20 protein-coding genes are annotated in these 18,855 nt (G+C 70.3%); 15 read left to right on the plus strand and 5 right to left on the minus strand.

The features are described from left to right. The first annotated feature begins 6 nt into the window (after window positions 1-6). The gene (locus HEB94_RS29195) at window positions 7-1,041 is read left to right on the plus strand and encodes a homoserine dehydrogenase (RefSeq protein WP_192756735.1); all 1,035 of its coding nucleotides are present in this window, start codon (window positions 7-9) and stop codon (window positions 1,039-1,041) included. 52 nt (window positions 1,042-1,093) lie between these two features. Here HEB94_RS29195 and HEB94_RS29200 read toward each other — a convergent pair whose 3' ends face one another. Then, window positions 1,094-2,044 carry a DUF2218 domain-containing protein gene (locus tag HEB94_RS29200; protein ID WP_238361667.1) on the minus strand — a complete coding sequence of 317 codons (951 nt, stop codon included), beginning with the start codon at window positions 2,042-2,044 and terminating at the stop codon, window positions 1,094-1,096. 150 nt (window positions 2,045-2,194) lie between these two features. Here HEB94_RS29200 and HEB94_RS29205 point away from each other — a divergent pair, with 150 nt between their 5' ends. After that, window positions 2,195-2,767, plus strand: coding sequence for a helix-turn-helix domain-containing protein (locus tag HEB94_RS29205; RefSeq protein WP_192752853.1), 573 nt, complete (start codon window positions 2,195-2,197; stop codon window positions 2,765-2,767). A gap of 312 nt (window positions 2,768-3,079) precedes the next feature. Further along, window positions 3,080-5,818 (plus strand): hypothetical protein, encoded by a 2,739-nt coding sequence (locus tag HEB94_RS29210; protein WP_192752854.1) that lies wholly within the window; start codon window positions 3,080-3,082, stop codon window positions 5,816-5,818. 23 nt (window positions 5,819-5,841) lie between these two features. Here the strand turns inward: HEB94_RS29210 and HEB94_RS29215 are convergent, their stop codons facing one another. Next, the gene (locus HEB94_RS29215) at window positions 5,842-6,567 is read right to left on the minus strand and encodes an SDR family oxidoreductase (RefSeq protein WP_192752855.1); all 726 of its coding nucleotides are present in this window, start codon (window positions 6,565-6,567) and stop codon (window positions 5,842-5,844) included. 104 nt (window positions 6,568-6,671) lie between these two features. Between HEB94_RS29215 and HEB94_RS29220 the strand changes: the two genes are divergently transcribed. The 8 genes from HEB94_RS29220 to HEB94_RS29255 all read left to right on the plus strand — a co-directional run bounded on the left by HEB94_RS29220 (window position 6,672) and on the right by HEB94_RS29255 (window position 11,529). Next, window positions 6,672-7,565 (plus strand): LysR family transcriptional regulator, encoded by an 894-nt coding sequence (locus tag HEB94_RS29220; RefSeq protein WP_192752856.1) that lies wholly within the window; start codon window positions 6,672-6,674, stop codon window positions 7,563-7,565. A 200-nt stretch (window positions 7,566-7,765) separates the two neighbouring features. Further along, window positions 7,766-8,356 (plus strand): molybdopterin-dependent oxidoreductase, encoded by a 591-nt coding sequence (locus tag HEB94_RS29225; protein ID WP_192752857.1) that lies wholly within the window; start codon window positions 7,766-7,768, stop codon window positions 8,354-8,356. Further along, window positions 8,353-9,084, plus strand: a complete 732-nt coding sequence (locus tag HEB94_RS29230) for a ferredoxin reductase (protein ID WP_192752858.1) — start codon at window positions 8,353-8,355, stop codon at window positions 9,082-9,084. Before HEB94_RS29225 ends, HEB94_RS29230 begins: the two co-directional genes overlap by 4 nt. Continuing rightward, the gene (locus HEB94_RS29235) at window positions 9,084-9,341 is read left to right on the plus strand and encodes a DUF6510 family protein (protein ID WP_192752859.1); all 258 of its coding nucleotides are present in this window, start codon (window positions 9,084-9,086) and stop codon (window positions 9,339-9,341) included. Before HEB94_RS29230 ends, HEB94_RS29235 begins: the two co-directional genes overlap by 1 nt. A gap of 73 nt (window positions 9,342-9,414) precedes the next feature. Beyond that, the gene (locus tag HEB94_RS29240; RefSeq protein WP_192752860.1) at window positions 9,415-9,927 is read left to right on the plus strand and encodes a methylated-DNA--[protein]-cysteine S-methyltransferase; all 513 of its coding nucleotides are present in this window, start codon (window positions 9,415-9,417) and stop codon (window positions 9,925-9,927) included. Between the two features lie 2 nt (window positions 9,928-9,929). Further along, window positions 9,930-10,685 carry a 2OG-Fe(II) oxygenase gene (locus tag HEB94_RS29245; protein WP_337918039.1) on the plus strand — a complete coding sequence of 252 codons (756 nt, stop codon included), beginning with the start codon at window positions 9,930-9,932 and terminating at the stop codon, window positions 10,683-10,685. Window positions 10,686-10,690: 5 nt separating this feature from the next. Continuing rightward, a complete protein-coding gene (locus HEB94_RS29250; RefSeq protein WP_192752861.1) occupies window positions 10,691-11,032 on the plus strand; it encodes an Ada metal-binding domain-containing protein in 342 nt (113 codons plus the stop codon). A 113-nt stretch (window positions 11,033-11,145) separates the two neighbouring features. Further along, entirely contained in the window at window positions 11,146-11,529 is a 384-nt protein-coding gene (locus HEB94_RS29255) for a VOC family protein (protein ID WP_192752862.1), read from the plus strand. A 153-nt stretch (window positions 11,530-11,682) separates the two neighbouring features. Here the strand turns inward: HEB94_RS29255 and HEB94_RS29260 are convergent, their stop codons facing one another. After that, entirely contained in the window at window positions 11,683-13,380 is a 1,698-nt protein-coding gene (locus HEB94_RS29260; RefSeq protein ID WP_192752863.1) for an alpha/beta fold hydrolase, read from the minus strand. Window positions 13,381-13,559: 179 nt separating this feature from the next. Here HEB94_RS29260 and HEB94_RS29265 point away from each other — a divergent pair, with 179 nt between their 5' ends. Both HEB94_RS29265 and HEB94_RS29270 read left to right on the plus strand, forming a co-directional pair. After that, the gene (locus HEB94_RS29265; protein ID WP_202896617.1) at window positions 13,560-14,849 is read left to right on the plus strand and encodes a sensor histidine kinase; all 1,290 of its coding nucleotides are present in this window, start codon (window positions 13,560-13,562) and stop codon (window positions 14,847-14,849) included. Then, window positions 14,846-15,529 (plus strand): response regulator, encoded by a 684-nt coding sequence (locus HEB94_RS29270; protein WP_192752864.1) that lies wholly within the window; start codon window positions 14,846-14,848, stop codon window positions 15,527-15,529. The genes HEB94_RS29265 and HEB94_RS29270 overlap by 4 nt, the downstream gene beginning before the upstream one ends. Before the next feature lie 8 nt (window positions 15,530-15,537). Here the strand turns inward: HEB94_RS29270 and HEB94_RS29275 are convergent, their stop codons facing one another. Together HEB94_RS29275 and HEB94_RS29280 are read right to left on the minus strand one after the other, a co-directional pair. Beyond that, entirely contained in the window at window positions 15,538-16,041 is a 504-nt protein-coding gene (locus HEB94_RS29275) for a universal stress protein (protein WP_192752865.1), read from the minus strand. Then, a complete protein-coding gene (locus HEB94_RS29280) occupies window positions 16,031-16,948 on the minus strand; it encodes a CBS domain-containing protein (protein ID WP_192752866.1) in 918 nt (305 codons plus the stop codon). Before HEB94_RS29280 ends, HEB94_RS29275 begins: the two co-directional genes overlap by 11 nt. A gap of 395 nt (window positions 16,949-17,343) precedes the next feature. Here HEB94_RS29280 and HEB94_RS29285 point away from each other — a divergent pair, with 395 nt between their 5' ends. Then, a complete protein-coding gene (locus HEB94_RS29285; RefSeq protein WP_202896618.1) occupies window positions 17,344-18,333 on the plus strand; it encodes a hypothetical protein in 990 nt (329 codons plus the stop codon). After that, entirely contained in the window at window positions 18,303-18,851 is a 549-nt protein-coding gene (locus HEB94_RS49575; RefSeq protein WP_238361670.1) for a sulfite exporter TauE/SafE family protein, read from the plus strand. The genes HEB94_RS29285 and HEB94_RS49575 overlap by 31 nt, the downstream gene beginning before the upstream one ends. Window positions 18,852-18,855: the final 4 nt, after the last annotated feature.

Raw genomic sequence — 18,855 nt, forward strand, 5'->3', positions numbered from 1 at the left:
GCGGTGATGGTTCCCGACGTTCCGGTCCTGTTGCTCGGCTACGGCCCGGTTGGTATGGCGTACGCCGAACTTCTCGCCCGGGTCTCGAAGGCGGCTGTCTCGAAGGCGGCGGTCCCGGATGTGACAGGGCAACGAGGCGGCGGGCTCCGCCTGGCCGCGGTGGTCGGACGGAGCGCGCAGTGCGTGGTCGGGGAGGACGGCGTCCGGCCGCGCGCGGAGTGGGAACCGCGTACCCCGCTGGCGGACCTGCTCGACCAGACCGGCGCGCGAGTCGTCGTCCAGGCGACGCCGTCGCATCCGGATCTGGCCGCGCCGGCCGTGGAGGACGCCCTCACCGCCTGGCGGCACGGCGCCCACCTGGTGACCGCGACCAAGTGCCACGTCCTCGCCGACTGGCGCAGACTTCGCCAGGTGAGTACGCAGGCACGGCTCGGTTTCGGGTTGTCCGCCACGACCGGCGCCGCCCTGCCGGCCGCGGACGTCGCACGAAGTGCCTTGCTGGGCTACGACGTCCAGGCGGTCCGGGCCTGTCTGAACGGCACGAGCACCTACGTCGTGGACCGGATGAGCGAGGGCATGACCCTCGCCGAGGCTGTCGGCGAGGCACGCCGGCGTGGCATCGCCGAGGCTGACCCCTCCGCCGACCTGTCCGGCGCCGACGCCGCCGGCAAGGTGCGGATCCTCGCCGGGCTGTTGTGGGACTGGGACGTCTCCACGCTCGACGTCGACCTCGCGCCCGTCGACGAGGGAACGGCAGCGGAGGCGGTCGCCGCGCGGCGGTCAGGAGCGCGGCTGCGACCGGTCGCCACCGCCTCCCTCGACCAGCCGGGCACGGTACGGGTCAGGCTGGCCCGGGTGGAGCAGGGGGATCCGCTCCATGCGATCAACGGCCCGGAGAAGGCCGTGTCGTACGACTGTGGGGAGGTCGGCGTCGTCACGGTGAGCGGTGGCGCGTCGAGCCCGCTCGGTGCCGCGACCGCGATGCTGAAGGACACCCTGAGGTACGTCACGGCCGACCCACTGAGGCTCGGCGCTCCATGAGACGCGCCGAGCCTCCCCGCGTCTGGTGCGGAGAGGCTCGGAACACGCCACGTCAGCGCTTGCGGGCGAGGGTCACACCGTCGCGTACGGCGAGCATCACCGACTCGACGCGGTCGTCCTGCATGACGATCTCGTTCACCCGACGGATCGCCACCTGGTTCTCGTCCTGGAACGCCGGGTCGAACGTACGTCCACCCTGGAAGACGTTGTCCAGAACGACGAGGCCACCGGGCCGAAGCCGGGGAACGATCTCCTCGTAGTAGTCCGGGTAGCTCGGCTTGTCGGCGTCGATGAACGCGAAGTCGAAGGTCTCGTCGGCGGGAAGTGCTCGAAGCGTGTCGATCGCCGGCCCGATCCGCAGGTCGATGCGGTCGGCGACGCCGGCGCGCTTCCAGTACTCCCGGGCGATGGAGGTCCACTCGGTGCTCACGTCGCAGGCGAGCAGGTGACCGTCGGCCGGGAGTGCCCGCGCGATGCAGGTCGAGGAGTAGCCGGTGAACACGCCGACCTCGACGGCGCGGCGAGCGCCGACCAGCTTGACCAGCATGCCGAGCAGGGCGCCCTCGTCCTGGGCGATCTGCATCCGTGCCGCCCCGCCGGCCGCCTCCCGGGTGGCGCCGGCCAGGTCGGTGAGCACCTCGTCGGCGGGAGTGCAGTGGGTGAGCAGGTAGTCGCCGACGACGGGATCGACCAACTGCAGGGCGTCGCCGGCGACCGGATCGGTCCAGTCGACGCTGGGCCCGTCCGGTGCTGCGACCTCGAGCAGGTGCCGGGTGACGACGTCCTGGACGCTGGCGAGGCTGTCGGCGTCGGCCGCGGTGGCGACCATGCTCAGGTGGTGGTCGCCGGCTGGCGTCAGGACGCACCGGCCCTCGGGCAGGGTGATGGTTCCCCTGCTGTCGCCGGCGAGGTCCGTGGTGGCGTCGTGGCTCAGGTGCGAGATCAGCTGCTTGATGGAGTGCTCGGGGCGGTCGGTGGTGACGTGTGCCGTCGAAGTGGGCATCGACATCCTTCGGCTGGGCGCGATGTGGGGCCGGTCGGGGGGCTCGCCGCGGGCTGGCGTCGACGGTCTGGAACGACGTCCACCCAGAGGCTGATTCTGGGGTTGGGTGTGCCGTTTGTCAAAGCGTCGAGATTTCTAGACACTTTGTCCGTGGACGACGAAGCGACAGGTGGGCGGTCCGCACCGGTGGCCAGGTCCGAGGATCTGCTGGTGCGCACCCCGGCGCAGTTCAAGGCCCTCGGACATCCGCTCCGCCACCGCATCGTGAACGTGCTGCGGCAACGGCCCGCGACGTTGGGCGAGCTCGCCTCGGCGCTCGATGGGAGCAAGGGAACGATCGGCTATCACCTCCGCGTGCTCCGCGAGGCGGGCCTCGTCCGGCTCGCTCACACCAGGCAGGTGCGCGGAGGCACCGAGCAGTCCTTCGACCTGGTCAGCGCCGTCCTCAGGCTCGACACCGGGGCAGTGGTCGGAGCGGAGTTCCTCATCAACGCCGCGTTGACGGAGCTGGCGCCCGCGGGTGACGACGAGGTGGAGCTCACCGTCCTGCGTCATGTCTTTCTCACCAGGGAGGAGGCCAAGGAACTGGTCGGACGCATCGAGGAGTTGGCCGCCCGCCCGTATCGGAGCGACGGGTCGCGCGGCCACGCGTACGGACTGCTGCTCAGCCTCCACCGCACCGACAGCCCAACGCTTCCAGCTGGGGAGGAGGAAGACGTTTGACGTCCGCTCGTGGAGCAGCCACAGCCCCGAGGGGCGTGGCTGGTTGCGGTCAGGTCGACCTTCGCCGCGACCACTCCTCACGCCATGCGGCTAGGTTCGAGGGCATGCGCCTTCCGGCTGAGGTGGTGGCATCCAGACGGCGGACGCCGTTCCCGAGCAGCCCGACCGGAGTGTCGTCACCAGCGTGCTCTCCGCCGCCCTGGTGAACGAGTGGCCCTGGCCCTGTCCGGTTCTCTCATCAGCTCGGCTGACTCTCGACTGGCGCAGGTGACGTGCGAACAAGCAGGTGACGTGGGAAGAAGGGGAGCCCGGATGGCCACGGAGAAGGTCGGTACTCGCATCAGCATCGAGCACATCGACCCGCTTGCCGCCTCGACCCGCTCGGTCTGGGCGGAGGAACTGCTGGCCAACGAACTCAGCCGACGAGGGCTGTCCGCGGTTTCGGCCGAGAACGCCGATCTGCGCATCATCCAACTCGACCTTTCCGACGAACGCGCGAGCGCGCTCCGCCAGCAGTGGCAGGCGAGGTTCGGTGCGTCGCTCGCCGACAGCGCGGAGTCGTTCGTCATGGCGCGCGAGGGCGCGACCGTTCTGGTCGTCGCCGCCGACCGACGGGGGTACGGGTACGCCCTGACCGAGCTCTACGACATCGTGCGCTACGCGGAGGACCCCTTCGCCGAACTGCGTTCGCTGCGCACCTATCTTGAGCGGCCCGCCAACCCGGCGCGCAGCATCACCCGGCTGTTCACCTCCGAGACGATCGACCGGGGCTGGTTCCACGACCACGCCTTCTGGGACGCCTATCTCAGCGAGCTCGCCGTCCAGCGGTTCAACCGGTTCAGCCTCGGCCTCGGGACCGGGTACGACTACCTGATCGATCGCAAGGTCGTCGACAACTATCTCTGCTTCGCGTATCCGTTCCTGGTGAGCGTTCCCGGATACGAGGAGGTCGAGGCGGTCGGTGTGTCGGCCCAGGAGCGGGCGGCCAACCTGGCGATGCTCAACTACATCGGACAGGAGGCCACCCGACGCGGCATCGAGTTCGGGCTCGGCCTGTGGAACCACGCCTACCGCTACGACCCCACCGCCGACACCGAGCAGTTCCCGATCCGCGGTCTGGACGCGACGAACCACGCCGAGTACGCCCGCGACGGGCTGGCCGAACTCATGCGGGCGTGCCCGGACATTCGCCGGCTCACGTTCCGCGTGCACTTCGAGGGCGGCGTTCCGGAGCCGACGCAAGACTTCTGGCGGGTCGTGTTGAGTGGGGTGAAGGGCAACAGCCAGTTGCTCGAACTCGACATGCACGCCAAGGGTGTCAGCGACGAGTTGCTCGAGGTCGCTCTCGGCGTGGGCGCACCCGTCGTGTTGTCGACGAAGTACTGGGGCGAGCACATGGGGCTGCCCTACCACCAGGCCGCGATTCGGGAGCGGGAACGCATCGGTGGCCGGGCGGCGACGGCCAAGGCTCTGGGCGAGCCGCTGGAGGTGGGTCCGAACGCCGGCACGTCGGGACGCCGGATCACCGGAACCGAGACGATGCGCCGGCGCAGTTTCACCCGGTACGGCTACGCCGACTTCGTGCGCAGCGAACGGCCGTTCGGGATCATGCACCGAGTCTGGCCGGGCACCCAGCGACTGCTGCTGTGGGGCGATCCGAGCCTGGCGGCCGGCTACGGGCGACTGGGCAGTTTCGGTGGTGCGCAGGGAGTGGAGTGGTTCGAGCCGCTGAGTTTCATGGGCAAGAAGGGATCGGCGGCGCTGGGTCTGGACTCCCCGCGGTCGGGCCGTGAGCTCTACGCCGACGATTCCCTGGACGCGGCCGCTTCGGACTGGCGCAAGTTCGCCTACTACTACCGTCTGCTGGGCCGTGCCGCGTACAACCCCGACCTCGACCCCGGCGAATGGCGGCGCTATCTGCGGGCCACCTACGGCTCGGCGGCCGAGCACGCCGAGAGCGCGCTGGCCGCGGCGTCACGGATCCTGCCGTTGCTCACGGTCGTGCACGCCCCGTCGACCGCCTGCAACGTCTACTGGCCGGAGATGCTCGACCCGACCCCGCTGGTGGCCCGCTCCACGCCGGTGGAGAACCACTACGCCGACTTCGGTGGCTCGGCGAACTCCGACTTCGACATGACGCCGCCGTACGCCTTCGGCAACGTGAGCCCGCTCGACCCGCAGCTCTTCTACAGCCCGGACGAGTACGCGGCGGACGTCATCGCGGGCACCCGCCAGGGCAAGTACTCGCCGATCGAGGTGGCCGGTTGGCTGGAGACTCTCGCGGCGACCGCACTCGACGAACTGGCGAAGGCAGTGAAGGTGGCCGAACCTTCGGCGCCCGTCTTCCAGATCCTGGTGGCCGACGTCCAGATCCACGCGCACATCGGGCGCTACTACGCGGCGATGTTCCGGGCCGCCTTCGCCTACGCGCTGCGCGAGGCGCGAGGGTCGGCGGCCCTTCAGGAGGCGCTCGAACACCACCGGACCGCGCGGGCCGCGTGGGCCGCCACCGCCGAGGTCGCGGACGAGGTGTACCAGCCCGACCTGCCGTTCGGTCGGACGCACTACGCCCGTGGCACCTGGGCCAGTCGGCTCGAGGCGATCGACCAGAGCCTGGCCGGGCTGGAAGCCGCGCTGGCCGAGCACGGGAAGGACGTGGGGGCATCGGCGGACCGGCCGGTCGTTCCGCCTGCGGAGCAACAGCCCAAGCCCGGGGCGCGTCACCAGCCGCCCGGCCGATTCGTTCCCGGTGAGGCGCTCGCCCTCGAGTGGTGCCTCGAGGACGACGTTGCCGTCGCGGAGGTCCGGCTGCACTTCCGTACTGTCAACCAAGCATTGACGTACGACACTCTGGTCATGGACGGCGGGGGCAGGACCTTCCGCGCGGAGATCCCCGCCGAGCACACACGCACCGGATACCCGCTCCAGTACTACTTCGAGGTCGTGGCTCCTCCAGCCGCCTGGCAGTACCCAGGCCTTCAACCAGAGCTCGCGAACCAGCCCTACTACGTCGTGCACGCCGACGAGGCCACCGCCTGGGGTGCGGTGTAGCCGGGCACGGGCGCGAACCCTGGTCAGGTGAGCGGCTCGCCGCCGTCGATGCGTAGCGTCGCGCCGGTCATGAAGGTGTTGGTCATGGCGAACAACACGGCCGTAGCGATGTCCTCGACCGTTCCGATGCGGCGCACCGGATTTCGCTCCCGCTGACTCTCGAAGTAGTCCCGCTTGCCCTGCTCGCCCAGACCGTCCCAGGCGCCGGTGTCGACCACGCCCGGCGAGACCGTGTTCACCCGGACTGGGGCGAGTTCCAGCGCCAGGGACCGGGTGAGGAAGTCGACCGCTCCGTTGGTGACGGCGACCCCCAGGTAGCCGACCGTCGGTTTGAAGGCGGCAACCCCCGAGAAGAGGACGAGCGATCCGCCGACACCGATGTGGGGGGTGAAGTGCTTGGCCATCATGATCGGTCCGATGACCTTCGTGTCGAAGGATCGGCGGAGTGCCTCGCGGTCCAGATCGCGGACGTGACCGCGGGCGCGTGCGGAGGCGGTCGACACCACATGATCGACGGCGCCGAGCCGCTGCGCGAGTGAGGCGATGCTCACCTCGTCGTTCAGGTCGACCTCCTCGGCCCGGATGTCCGGGTCGTCGTAGGCCCAGGCGAGGGCGGGACGGTCACGTCCGGCGACCACGACCCGGGCGCCGGCTGCCCGCGACGCGTCGGTGATGGCGCGGGCGATCCCGCTCCCGCGCCCGATGACGACGACAGTGCGATCTTGCAGCGATTGGATCGACGGGTTCATGGTTCCTCCTTCCGTACGTCAACGCCGAAATGCTAGACAGCTCGGGAGCGGAAACGGGGACTCGATCGCATGAAACGTTCGGTGCTCTCAGATAGATTTCGCGAATGACGACGCTACGCACGCTGGAGTGTCTGGTGGCCTTGGTCGAGGCCGGTTCGGTGACCGGTGCGGCAGCGGCACTGCACATGTCGCAACCGGCGCTTTCCCACCAGATCGCGGCGTTGGAGCGCGAGCTGGGCACGCCGGTGGTGGAGCGGCTCACCCGCGGCGTCCGCGTGACTGCCGCCGGTCGCGCGGTGGCGGAGGAGGCGCGGGTCGCGCTGGAGGCGGCCGACCGGGCCGTGCGCGTGGGCCGCCGCGTGGGCGTGGGCGCCGGCGGCCGCCTTCGCCTCGCCTGTGCCGAGACGATGACGGCCTGGCTGCTCGTCCCCGTACTCCGGCAGTGGAGGTCGCGGCGCCCGGACGTTCAGCTCGATCTCGCGGAGTTCACCAGCGCCGACGTCATGGCCGACGTGCTCGCGGCCGGCGGAACGGATCTGGTCGTGGGTCCACGGCCCACCGCCACCGACGCTCACGTCGAACTGCTGGGGCAGGAGGAGATGGTCGTGGTGGCGGCCGCCGCCCACCACTTCGCCGACCAGAGGTCGGTGGCCGTCGCCGACCTCACCGGTGAGCCTTTCGTCCACTATGACCGGGACAACGGTCTCGCGCTGTGGGTCGACCAGTTCGTGGCCCGCCACGGGGTCACGCTGACTCCGGTGCTGCGAACCCGCAGTCCGCGGACCGCGGCACAGCTCGCGGCCGCCGGGATGGGGGTCAGCATCGTCCCGGTCTCCGCCCTGGCCACGCGCCCCGCCGGGACCGTGCGCCCCCTGCGGCCCCGTGTTCGACGGGACGTGGTGGCGATTGTCGGGGCGCCCTCGGATGCGCTGGTGCGCAGGTTCGTGGCAGACCTGGTGCGGCGCGGACTTCCCTCTAGCGCCAGGACCACGCCGTAGCCAGAACCCGCATCGCCACCGACCGGGCGAATCGACCGGACGAATCCATCGGCAAGGGCGGATTGTCACGTAAGGGTGTGAAGCCGACGTACCACTCCTCCTCCGCACCGGGTGCGCCGGGCAGCTCGCGGCGTGGTCGAATCGGAGACAGGCACACGGTGGACGGACATCGTGAACCTGATCGGAGGAGGGAGTGCACCGTGCCGGTCACCCGTGGATTCGGCGGACGCAGACGTGATCATGCCCTGGACCTTCCTCCGGGGCAGTACCTCACGGAGGACTTTCCCGTTCTCTCGGCCGGGCCGACGCCCGACATCGACACCGCCGACTGGGAGTTCTTCATCCGGACCGAGTCCGGCGACGTGCACACGTGGAGCTGGGAGCAGCTGCACGCCCTGCCGATCGAGGACGTCACCAGGGACATTCACTGCGTGACGCGCTGGTCCAAACTCGGCACGGACTGGCGGGGCGTCTCCCTGGACACGCTGTTCGAGCGGGTCGAGACGGAGGCCGACTTCGTGATGGCCCACTCCTACGGTGGCTACACCACCAACGTGCCGCTCGAGGATCTTCAGGACGGCAAGGCCTGGATCGCCTTCGAGTTCGACGGCGAGGACCTGGAGCCGGAGCATGGTGGCCCGGCTCGCCTGCTCATCCCGCACCTCTACTTCTGGAAGAGCGCGAAATGGATCCACGGGCTGGTCATGACGGCCGATGAGGAGCCCGGCTTCTGGGAGCAGAACGGCTACAACAACTACGGGGATCCCTGGCTCGAGCAGCGCTACTCATGAGCCGGGGGGACAGCGTCGGCGCCTGGAAGCTGGGTGTGGTGGCGGAGACTCGAACGCTCACGAAGTCCGCGCGCAGCATCATGCTCGACGTGCCCGGCTGGGGTGGCAACATCGCCGGTCAGCATGCCGACGTCCGACTCACGGCGGCGGACGGCTACCAGGCGGTGCGTTCCTACTCGGTCGCCTCGGTCGGCACCGGCGACCGGATCGAGCTCGCGGTCGACAGACTCCCAGACGGCGAGGTGTCGCCGTACCTCGTCGACGAGGTCATGGTGGGGGACGAGCTCGAGGTGCGTGGACCACTCGGCGGATGGTTCGTCTGGCGCCCTGACCAGAGGGAGCCGGTACAACTCGTCGCGGGGGGCTCGGGCATCGTCCCGCTGATGGCGATGATCCGGTCACACCACGCGACAGGAAGCACCGCGCCGTTCCGGCTGCTGTACTCACTGCGCACACCGGAGGACGCCTTCTTCAGGGAGGCGCTGTTGGCTCCGCCGGCCGGAGTCGACGTCACCTGGCACTACACGCGCGAGGTACCCGCGGGGTGGGAACACGCGCCCCGACGCCTCACCGCGACCGACCTCGCCACCTCCACGTTCCCGCCCACCGACGAGCCCGCCATGTACGTGTGCGGGCCGACCGGCTTCGTGGAGACCGTCGCCCGCGCGCTCGTCGACCTCGGCCACGATCCGCAACGCGTCAAGACCGAACGGTTCGGAGGGACGTGATGAACGGCCACCTCGACGGCAACGTGCTCGCCGGTCCACTGACGGAGGTGTTCGCCTTCGACCCGACCACCGCGCTCGTACGCTGCGCGTCCTGCGGCGACGTCTCCGCGTTGGCCTGCGCGATGGTCTACGAGGACCCGATGGGGCTGGTCGTGCGTTGTCGACGCTGCGACAACGTGCTCATGGTCGTCGTGGACCGCCCGGATCGGACGTGCGTGGCGACCCATGGCATGTCCTGGCTGCAGGTCATGCGCTGACCTTCCGTCATCGACCTCACGAACCGGCCCGCCCGAGCGTCTGCAGGGGGAGAGACGAGAGCGAGGGCGAGTCATGGCCACACGTCACACCCTGATCGAGACGGAGCTCGGAGAGATCACCCTGGTCGCGGACGAGGGCAGGCTCGCCGGACTGTACTTCCGTCACCACTGGTACAAACCGCCGCAAGAGAGCCTTGGCGCCTACGTCGAGCCCGACACCGATCCGCTGTTCACCGCGACCGCCGCCGAACTCGAGGACTACCTCGCCGGCCGGCGTACGTCGTTCGACGTCCCGATCACGGCGGCGGGGGACGAGTTCCAGAAGCGGGTGTGGGCCCTGCTGGAGGAGATCCCGTACGGCCGGACGACGACGTACGGCGCACTCGCGGAGAAGCTGGGCGACCGGTCGCTCGCGCAGGAGGTCGGGCGGGCCGTGGGGCACAACCCGCTGAGCGTGATCGTGCCCTGCCACCGGGTCGTCGGCAGGGACGGCAAGTTGACCGGTTACGCGGGAGGGCTCCGGCGGAAGAAGCTCCTCCTCGATCTCGAGGAACCATCGCGGGCGAAGGCGGAAAGGCTGTTCTGAACGTGAAACGCGGTACGAGGAAGTCCGAAGCAACCGACCCAGCCACCGACGTGTGGAGGGACCGGGTCGGGTCCGGAGACTGGGCGGCCATCACCGAGGAGATCAACGAGTACGGCGGTGCCCTCCTGCCGAGGCTCCTGTCCGCCGACGGGACGCGAGAGGTCCGCGACCTCTACGGCGACACCCACGACGTGTTCCGGACCACCGTCGACATGGGCCGGCATCGCTTCGGGGAGGGCGAGTACCGCTACTTCAACGCGCCCTACCCCGAGCCGATCGAGCGGCTCAAGCAGGCGCTGTACCCGCGGCTGTTGCCGATCGCGCGCGACTGGTGGACGAAGCTGGGCCGGCCGACCCCGTGGCCGGACACCCTCGACGAGTGGCTGGAGTGTTGTCACCGGGCCGGACAGACGAAGTCGACGGCGATCCTGTTGAAGTACGGCGAGCGGGACTGGAACGCGCTGCACCGCGACCTCTACGGTGACCTCGTCTTTCCGCTGCAGGTCGTGATCAACCTCAACGAGCCGGGCGTGGACCACACCGGTGGGGAGTTCCTGCTGCTCGAGCAGCGGCCCCGCGCCCAGTCCCGGGGCACCGCGACGCTCCTGCCTCACGGTCATGGTTACCTCTTCACCACCCGCGACCGACCGGTCGAGTCCCGACGTGGCTGGTCGGCGGCCCCGGTCCGCCACGGCGTCTCCGCCATCCGCTCCGGGCAACGCCACACGCTCGCGCTGGTCTTCCACGACGCCGCCTGATCGCCATGGTGCGCACCGGGACCGACGACGGGGGCGTCCGGGCCTACACGCTGGTCGGCCCGGACGGTCGGCCCTACCGGTCAGACGTCCCCGGCGAACTCGGTGGCCACCGCGGATCGCGGATCTACGGTCGGCTGGACTGCCCGTCGGCGCTCCGTGCCCGTGCCCGCGGCGGCTACACACGCAGCCGGGTGTTCTTCGCCGACGAGGCGACCGCGATCGCCGCCGGATACCGGCCGTGCGGCGTCTGCCTACCCGAGAGGTACGCGCGGTGGAAGGCCGGACTGTGGCCCCGGTCACAGCGCGGTGCCGCCTCGCCGAGCGCGGGTCGGTCGGTGGATCCCTGATTCGAAGTTTCGCCGCGGGTATGTCGAAACCGGATCCGCTGCCCCGTCGTCCCTGGTGAGGCGTCGCGACGGGCTCGGAGGAGTTTCGTCGGTCGGCGCGGAAAGGACCAGCCATGCGACACCCCGTCGTGCACTTCGAGGTCATCGGTCGGAACCCGGAGAAGCTCCGGGGTTACTACGGCACCCTGTTCGGGTGGGAGTTCGACACGAGTTCGCCGGTCGCGGAGGAGGTCTCCGAGCCGGACAACTACGGCTTCGTCGAACGCGTCACGACCAGTGACGGCACCGGCATTCCGGGCGGTGTCGGCGGTGGTCCGGCCTATGAGGGACACGCCATCTTCTACGTCGGCGTCCCTGACGTGGAGGCCGCGCTGCGGGAGGCGGAGCGCCTCGGTGGAACGCGCCGGATGGGCCCGGTGCGGGCTCCGAGCGGGCTCGTGGTCGGTCACTTCACCGACCCGGAGGGCCATCTCGTCGGGGTCGCCGGCTCGGCCTAGGACACGACCTGACTACCGCCGTCGGGGCGACGACGGCACGAAGGACGTGCGGCGGGAGGCCAGAAGGAGGGAGGGCGACCCAGGTGGGCGGCCCTCCCTCGCTGTCTTTGCTCTCCGGGATCTCATCGCCGGAGGGGCGCTACAGCTAGGGCATCAGTCGAACGGCAGGCGTTCAACCGACCAACCCGGCGTCAGGGTCATCGACCGTCCGGCCTGCGCCACCTGCGGCCCGGCCGGCGGTCCGGCGTCAGGTCCAGTCGGCACCGGAACGCCCTGACACCCACTCGCCCCGGGCTTTCCGGTCCTGAAGTAGGCGACGACGTGTGCGGCGCAGTCGGGCGCGTCGATGACGGAGCCGTGCACGTCGTCCTCGACGGTGAACGTCGTCCCGCCGACCGCGGCCTTCATGTCATGGGTCCACCGGTAGACCGAGACCGACTCGTAGCGGTGTCCGGACAGGACGAGTGGGGCACGGTTGAACCGCAGCCGCACCTCCTGCACCGGCAGCGGCCAGCCCGCGCACGGAGGCAGGAACGAGCTCAGCCGGCCGGTGATCGGGAGACGCCGCAGGCGCTCCTGGTAGGCATCCCAGGCGGACTCGAAGTCGCGCGCGCCGCCGTCGCCGTTGCAGAAGATCGCCTGGTTCGCCGTGGGATTGCTTCTCGCGGGAAGCCCTGCCGGCGGCTCCATGGGTTCACCGCCGAAGACCTCCGCGACTTCCGGTGGTGCGATCGGGCCGGTCGCGTCCCGCAGCTCGGCGAACACCTGCGCGGCCTGCGGCCAGACCGGGGACGGTTGGGACCCAGCGAGTGCGACGACGGATCCGTCGAAGACCACGGGGATTCCGGTGAACTCCTTGGGATGAGCGTCAAGGTCCCTTTGCAGCGCCGTCAAGGATGCCTTGACCTGACTACCGGTCGTGCCGAAGCCGTAGGTGTCGTCGAAGCGCGCCATCCAGGTGGCCATCCGGGAGAAGTCCCTCTCGGTGGCCGCGGCCCGCTCCGCCACGAAGGTGTCCAGCCTCGGATCCGGCGGGGCAACGCTGTCCACCCACATGCGGCCGACCTTGCTGGGAAAGAGGTTCCGGTACACGGGCCCGAGCCAGCTGCCCCAGGACACGCCGTAGTAGCTCAACCGTCGTTCACCCAGGCCGGTCCGGATCCGGTCGAGGTCGCGGGCGATGTTCTGTGTCGTGAGCTGCCCGATGAACTCGGGGTCGGTCGAGGCGCATTCCTGGTTCACGCGTACCAGCTGCGCGTAGACCCGCCTCGCCTCCGCCTCGGTGATCGTCGGCGGAGCGCCGACGCCGTCCTCGGCGCAGTCGACGGTGGTGCTTGAGCCGACTCCGCGCGGGTCGAAGCCGATCAGGTCGTACTGCTTGTTCAGATCCGCCGTCGGACGATCCGGCTGTGCGAACCGGAACGGCATCAGATACCCGCTGCCACCCGGACCGCCGGGGTTGAGCGCGAGGCTGCCCAGGCGATGCGCCTTGTCGGTGGCCGGCAGTCTCGTCAGCGCGACGCTGATCCACCGGCCGGAGGGGTCGGCGTAGTCCAGTGGAACGTCGAGCGTGCCGCAGTCCGCGCGGTTCATCGCCGCCTTGAACCACGCGTGGTCGGGGAACCCGATCCAGTCCAGTACGTCGTCGGAGTAGTCGGGGCAGGCGTGCCAGTCGATCCTCGCGTGCCGCAGGGTTTGGCTGGTGGACGCGGTGGACGCGGCGGTCGTGGCGGAAGCGGTGGACGTCGTGGACGCGGTGGTTGTCGCGGTTGCTGTGCCGCCTGGTGTGAGGGTCGACCCGACGACGGCCAACGGAGCCGCCGTCCAGGCCAGGAGTCTTCGTAGGTTCATGCGGTTCAGAGTGCGCGACGGGGGGCTCCCTCCGCGTCTGCCCGAGGCCGTGACTCCGCTCATGACCTCAGGACCACAAGGGCGGCCAGGAGGTGGTCGACACCTGTCCACGGTCATGGTCACGACCATGACCGTGGACAGAGCCGAGGCGGCTCTACGACGAATAGGCTGCAGCGGACATGGACAGCACGAGACACCACGCCGCCGCGCTCCTGGCCTGGTCGCGCCGACCGATGGTGATGGACGCCGGCCTCGCTGTCCTCCTGCTCGCCGCCACGGCAGCTGTGAGGAATCCGTCGTTGCCGGGGTTCTGGTGGGTGGCGACCGGGGTCTGCGTGCTCACGGTCCTGACTCGCCGGCGCTGGCCCATCCCGTCGCTCGCGGCCGCCCTGGTCGCGACGCTCGTCCAACTGTCGCACGTCTCGGGACCGGCGGTGGCCTGCCTCGCCGCACCACTCGCCCTCTACACCGTCTCCCTTCGCTACCGACGAACCGTCTCCCTCGCCGTTCTGGGAGGGGCGCTCCTCGTGGCGATCGGCTGGGGCGTCTTCGCCGGTGCCGTGGTCAGGCCCGCCGGCCCGTCGGCGCCCGTCCTGCCTGGGCCACCGCCCCCGCTGAGGGCCGAAGCGGAGCCGCGACCGCCCGCGCCGGTGCCGCCTCCTCGCCCTCCGAGGCCAGCGCCTGATCAGCCCGAATCGGTCGGCCGGGGTGCGCTGCCCATCCTCGGCTCCGTTCTGGTCGCCGGCTGGGCCATCGGCTCGGGCGCCCAGAGTCGTCGTGCGTACCTCGACGAGCTCAGAGCACGGGCACGCGACCTCGAACGCGAACGCGACCAGCAGGCCGCCCTCGCCGCGGCGGCCGAACGCAGCCGGATCTCCCGGGAGCTGCACGACGTCGTCGCCCACGGTCTGTCGGTGATCGTCATGCAGGCCCAAGGCGGAGCCGCGGCGTTCGAGAAGCGCCCCGCGGACACCCTCGCCGCCCTGGCCACCATCGTCGAGACCGGCCGGGCGTCCCTCGCCGACATGCGCCAGGTGCTCACGGCCGTCGGCTCGGTCGACGGGACACATCCCGTACCCGGGCTGGACCGGCTGCCCCATCTCATCGACCAGGTACGCCAGGCCGGAACCACCGTTCTCTTCCACGTCGAGGGCACGCCAGGAGTTCTGCCCGCCACCGTCGACCTGTCGTCGTACCGGATCATCCAGGAGGCGCTGACCAACACCATGAAGCACGCCGGACCGGGCGCCTGCGCCCAGGTCATGCTCGCCTACGGCGCGAGGGATCTGCGGCTCGAGATCAGCGACAACGGTGCCACGACGCCGGCACCCGACGGTGTCGGCAACGGCCTTCGCGGCATGCGCGAACGCGTAGAGTTCCTGCGCGGCGACCTGGACGCCGCCCCAGGTCCGCGGGGCGGCTTCGTCGTACGTGCCCGGCTTCCCATCGCCGAGGAGGCGGTCGCATGATCCGGGTCCTCCTCGTCGACGACCAGGCGCTGCTTCGCGCCGGCGTCCGGATGATCCTCGAGAACACCGACGACATGGACGTGGTGGGCGAGGCCGCCGACGGCGCCGAGGCGACGACCATGGCGGCGCAGGTCGCGCCGGACGTGGTGCTGATGGACATCCGGATGCCCGACATCGACGGTGTGGAGGCCACGCGTCGCATCCGCGCCGCCCAGCCGGACGGACCGAGGATCCTGGTCCTCACGACGTTCGACCTGGACGAGTACGTCTACACCGCGCTCCGGGCCGGGGCCAGCGGCTTCATCCTGAAGGACACGCTCGCGCCCGACCTGCTCTCGGCGATCCGGGCGGTCGCGAGAGGCGACGCGATCGTCGCCCCGGCCGTCACCAGGAGGCTGATCGAGCGTCACATCGGAACCAACGACAGCCCGCTGCCGCTCACCGACGTCGAACTGCGCGTCCTCACCGAGCGCGAACGCGAGGTGCTCGAACTCATCGCCCGCGGCCTGTCCAATGCCGAGATCGCGGGTGCCCTCCACCTGACCGAGGGAACCGTCAAGGGCCACGTCAGCCGCATCCTGACCAAGCTCAGCCTGCGCGACCGCGTCCAGGCCATCGTGTTCGCCTACGAGTGCGGCCTCGTGCGGGCCAGTACGCGGACCGGCCCGACAACCGGCTGACGCCGCGGCTACCCGGTGCGACCGGTGGCCGTCCAGGTCGTACCGACCGGTTGCCGGACCTTCTCACCGGCAGCCGGCGGGATCACGAAGACGGGGCATTTCGCGTTGCGTACGCAGTAGGTGCTCACGGAACCGAGCAGGGCGGCGAGCACCGCGCTGCGTCCGTTGCTGCCGACGACGAGCGCCGACGCCCCCGCGGAGAGGGCGCACAGCACCCGGCCGGGCTCACCGTGAGCGACGCTGGCCTCCACCCGCACGCCGCGGGCACCAGGGTCCGCCTGCGAAACGGCGCGTCTGAGCACGTGCTCGTGTCCGAGCGCGTCGGCATCGGGGTCCACGTAGTGCGAGGGCACCGCCAGGGAGCGCGGCGTGGGGATGAACACGCAGGCCGACACGGCGTGCACGGTGGACCCCGTGCGTTCCGCGAGCCCCACCGCCCAGTCCAGGGCCCGCTGAGCACCGGCCGAACCGTCGACCCCCACGACGATGGCGGCGTCGTGCTCATCGCGCATCGCGATCATCTCCTTCGGGTGCGGGCGGGCTCGGTGTCGCCGGCGAGCGCGGTGCCTTCTGCGCTTCGGGCTCGGTTGGTTCCTCCGCCAGGAGAGTCGCCACCTCGTCGGAGGTCAGGAGCCCGACGATGCGGCCCTCGTCCGCCACCAGAACGGCGTCGCCGCCGCTCAGGAGGAGTGCGGTGGCCGCCTCCCTGACGGTGTGGTCGGACGGGACGACGGGAGGAGGTTCGCGAACGAGATCACGGGCGGTGGGCGGCCTGTCGTGAACGGACCAGCTCGCGAGGTGCCATACCGCGTCGGTCTCGGACAACAGACCCACACAGTGGTCGTGCTCCATCACCGGGAGATGGTGGACGCCGGCCCCGACCATCAGTCGCAGGGCGACGTCGACGCCGGAGCCGGCATCGACCCCCGGCACGTTGGGCGTCATCACGTCGCCGACCGGGCGGTCCCCGACGCCGCCGTACGCCTGTGCCGAGGACTCGCCGGCCGTGGGGACTCCCAGCTCGGGGATGTTCGCGGGTACGACCGCGACCGGACAGGCGGCGTTGCGGAGGCACCGTGATGTCGTCGAGGTGCGCAACGGATCCCGGCCACGGCGTCGACCGAGTACCAGGAAGCTCGCCCGGCGCGACTGCTCGGTGAGGACGGAGGCCGGCTCGCCGCGCGACACCCGATGTGAGAGCGGCTGGCGGCGGCGCCACGTCGGAGGAACGGCGGTCTGGATCAGGGCGGTCAGCAGCGCGTCCGGGTCGATCTCCCCTTCGTCCCGCCGTTCTTCGGGGACCGCGAAGACGGCCTCGACCGGCAACCTGAGACGCTCCGCCTCGGCCACGCCCCAGCGCAGCGCGGCCGCGCTGGCGGCCGAGCCGTCGACGCCGACCACGATCGGGCTCTGGTCCACAGCGCACCCCCAAGGCCGCGCGACACGATCGCGATGCCGGGCCACGTCCTCGACGGCGCCCAGACGTCCACTCCACGGCCACCATGGCGCGGTCAGGTGACCACGATGAGCCCGCAAGGGTCCTCGAATCCCGCGGCCAAGGTCCCAAGGGCACGTCGTATGTCCCGTCTCGTGGCGATGGGGGAACTTGTCGCGAGTCGCTGGTGAGGCCTGGATCTTCCACAGACGCCGGGGGAGTCGCCGGCCGGCAGGCCGGTTTCGGCCGGTCGGTCGGGGTGCACGGGCCTGTGGCCAGGGCGAAGTTCGACAGCGTGAACGCGTACGGTCGCGTCACGTTTGCCCAGCGGGTCGATGATCACGGGAGACAGCACCGACCGACCCGATGAGGCCTCTCGATGCGATCCGCGTTCCCCGGCCGTACCGCCGGCCCCGGCCTTGTCGCCGTCGCCCTGCTCGCCCTGGTCCAACTCGGTGTGCTCCTGGCTCCGGCGGGCACCGCTTGGGCCCAGCCACTCGGCGGCCACTCACCGGGTAAGCACCAGGTGGCACTGCATCCGCTGGGAAACTTCAGCATCAACCGGTACGACGGACTGACCGTCACACCGGACCAGCTGCGGGTCGACCACGTGCAGGACTTCGCCGAGATCCCCACGACCCAGCTGCAGAAGACCGTCGACACGAACGACAATGGGATCCTCGCCGAGGAGGAGCTCGCGACCTGGGCCACGCCGCGCTGCCGTACGGCGGCCAGGGAACTCGAGGCACGGTTGGACGAACGTCCCGTCCGCTTCGCACTCCAGACCGCCCGGGCACAGACCCGGGACGGCCAGGCCGGCCTGCGGACTCTCCGCCTCGAGTGCGCCTTCGCCGCCCCGATACCGCCGGCCGGTGCGGAGGCCCAGCTCGTGTTCGTCGACCGGGCCAGCACCGAGGGGATCGCGTGGCGGGAGATCAGCGCGCGTGCCGAAGGTGCGAGTCTGGCCGCGTCCGACGTGCCTGAAGATTCGGTGAGCAACCGGTTGCTCACCTATCCGGAGGCGAACCTCGACTCACCGCTCAACCAGCGGGCGGCGAACCTGACCATTCGAGCCGACGGTGGCCGCACCTCGATCGAGCCCGCCCCGGAGCAACCGGCGAACTCCGTCCTCGAAACAGTCCTCCCGAGGGGCGCCGACCGGCTCACCGTCGGCTTCATGTCGATGATCTCCCGGCAGGACCTCACCCTGGGGATCGGCCTGACCGCCATCATCTCGCCGCCATCGCCCTGGGCGCCTCGCACGCGGCGGCACCGGGCCACGGCAAGACCATCATGGCCGCGTACGCCGCCGGTCGCAGCGAGCACTCGCTGCGTGCGGTGCTCGCGCTCGGAGCCACGGTCACCGTGACGCACACCGCCGGCGTCTTCCTGCTCGCGCTGATCGTCACCGTCGGAACGGCTGTCGCGCCGGAGTCCCTGTTTCCCTGGTTCGCCGCGGCGAGCGGCGTCCTCGTCGTCCTCGTCGGCGTGACGCTGCTCGTGCGCGCTCGGTCGGCCTGGAGGCACGGCCACGGGCATGGACATGGACACGGCCACGGCCACGGCAGCATCCTCGTGATGGGCATCGCCGGCGGGATGGTTCCGAGCCCTTCGGCGATCGTCGTGCTGCTCGGAGCGGCCGCGCTCGGGCACGCGTGGTTCGGTGTCCTGCTGGTGCTCGCCTACGGCGCCGGAATGGCCCTCACCCTGATGCTCGCCGGTCTTGTGATCGTGCGACTCAGTGAGCGCATCCAGCAGTGGCTTCTCTCGCGCGGAAGGGCCCGTTGGGTGGGTGTCGTGCCCACCGTCACCTCGCTGGTCGTGATCGTCCTCGGGGTCGTCATCACCGTGCGCGGCGTGGGTAGCGCCCTCGGGACCGTGTCGTAGCGTC

Origin of the sequence: Actinopolymorpha pittospori, assembly GCF_014873875.1 — a bacterium.
In the GTDB taxonomy this organism is placed as follows: domain Bacteria; phylum Actinomycetota; class Actinomycetes; order Propionibacteriales; family Actinopolymorphaceae; genus Actinopolymorpha; species Actinopolymorpha pittospori.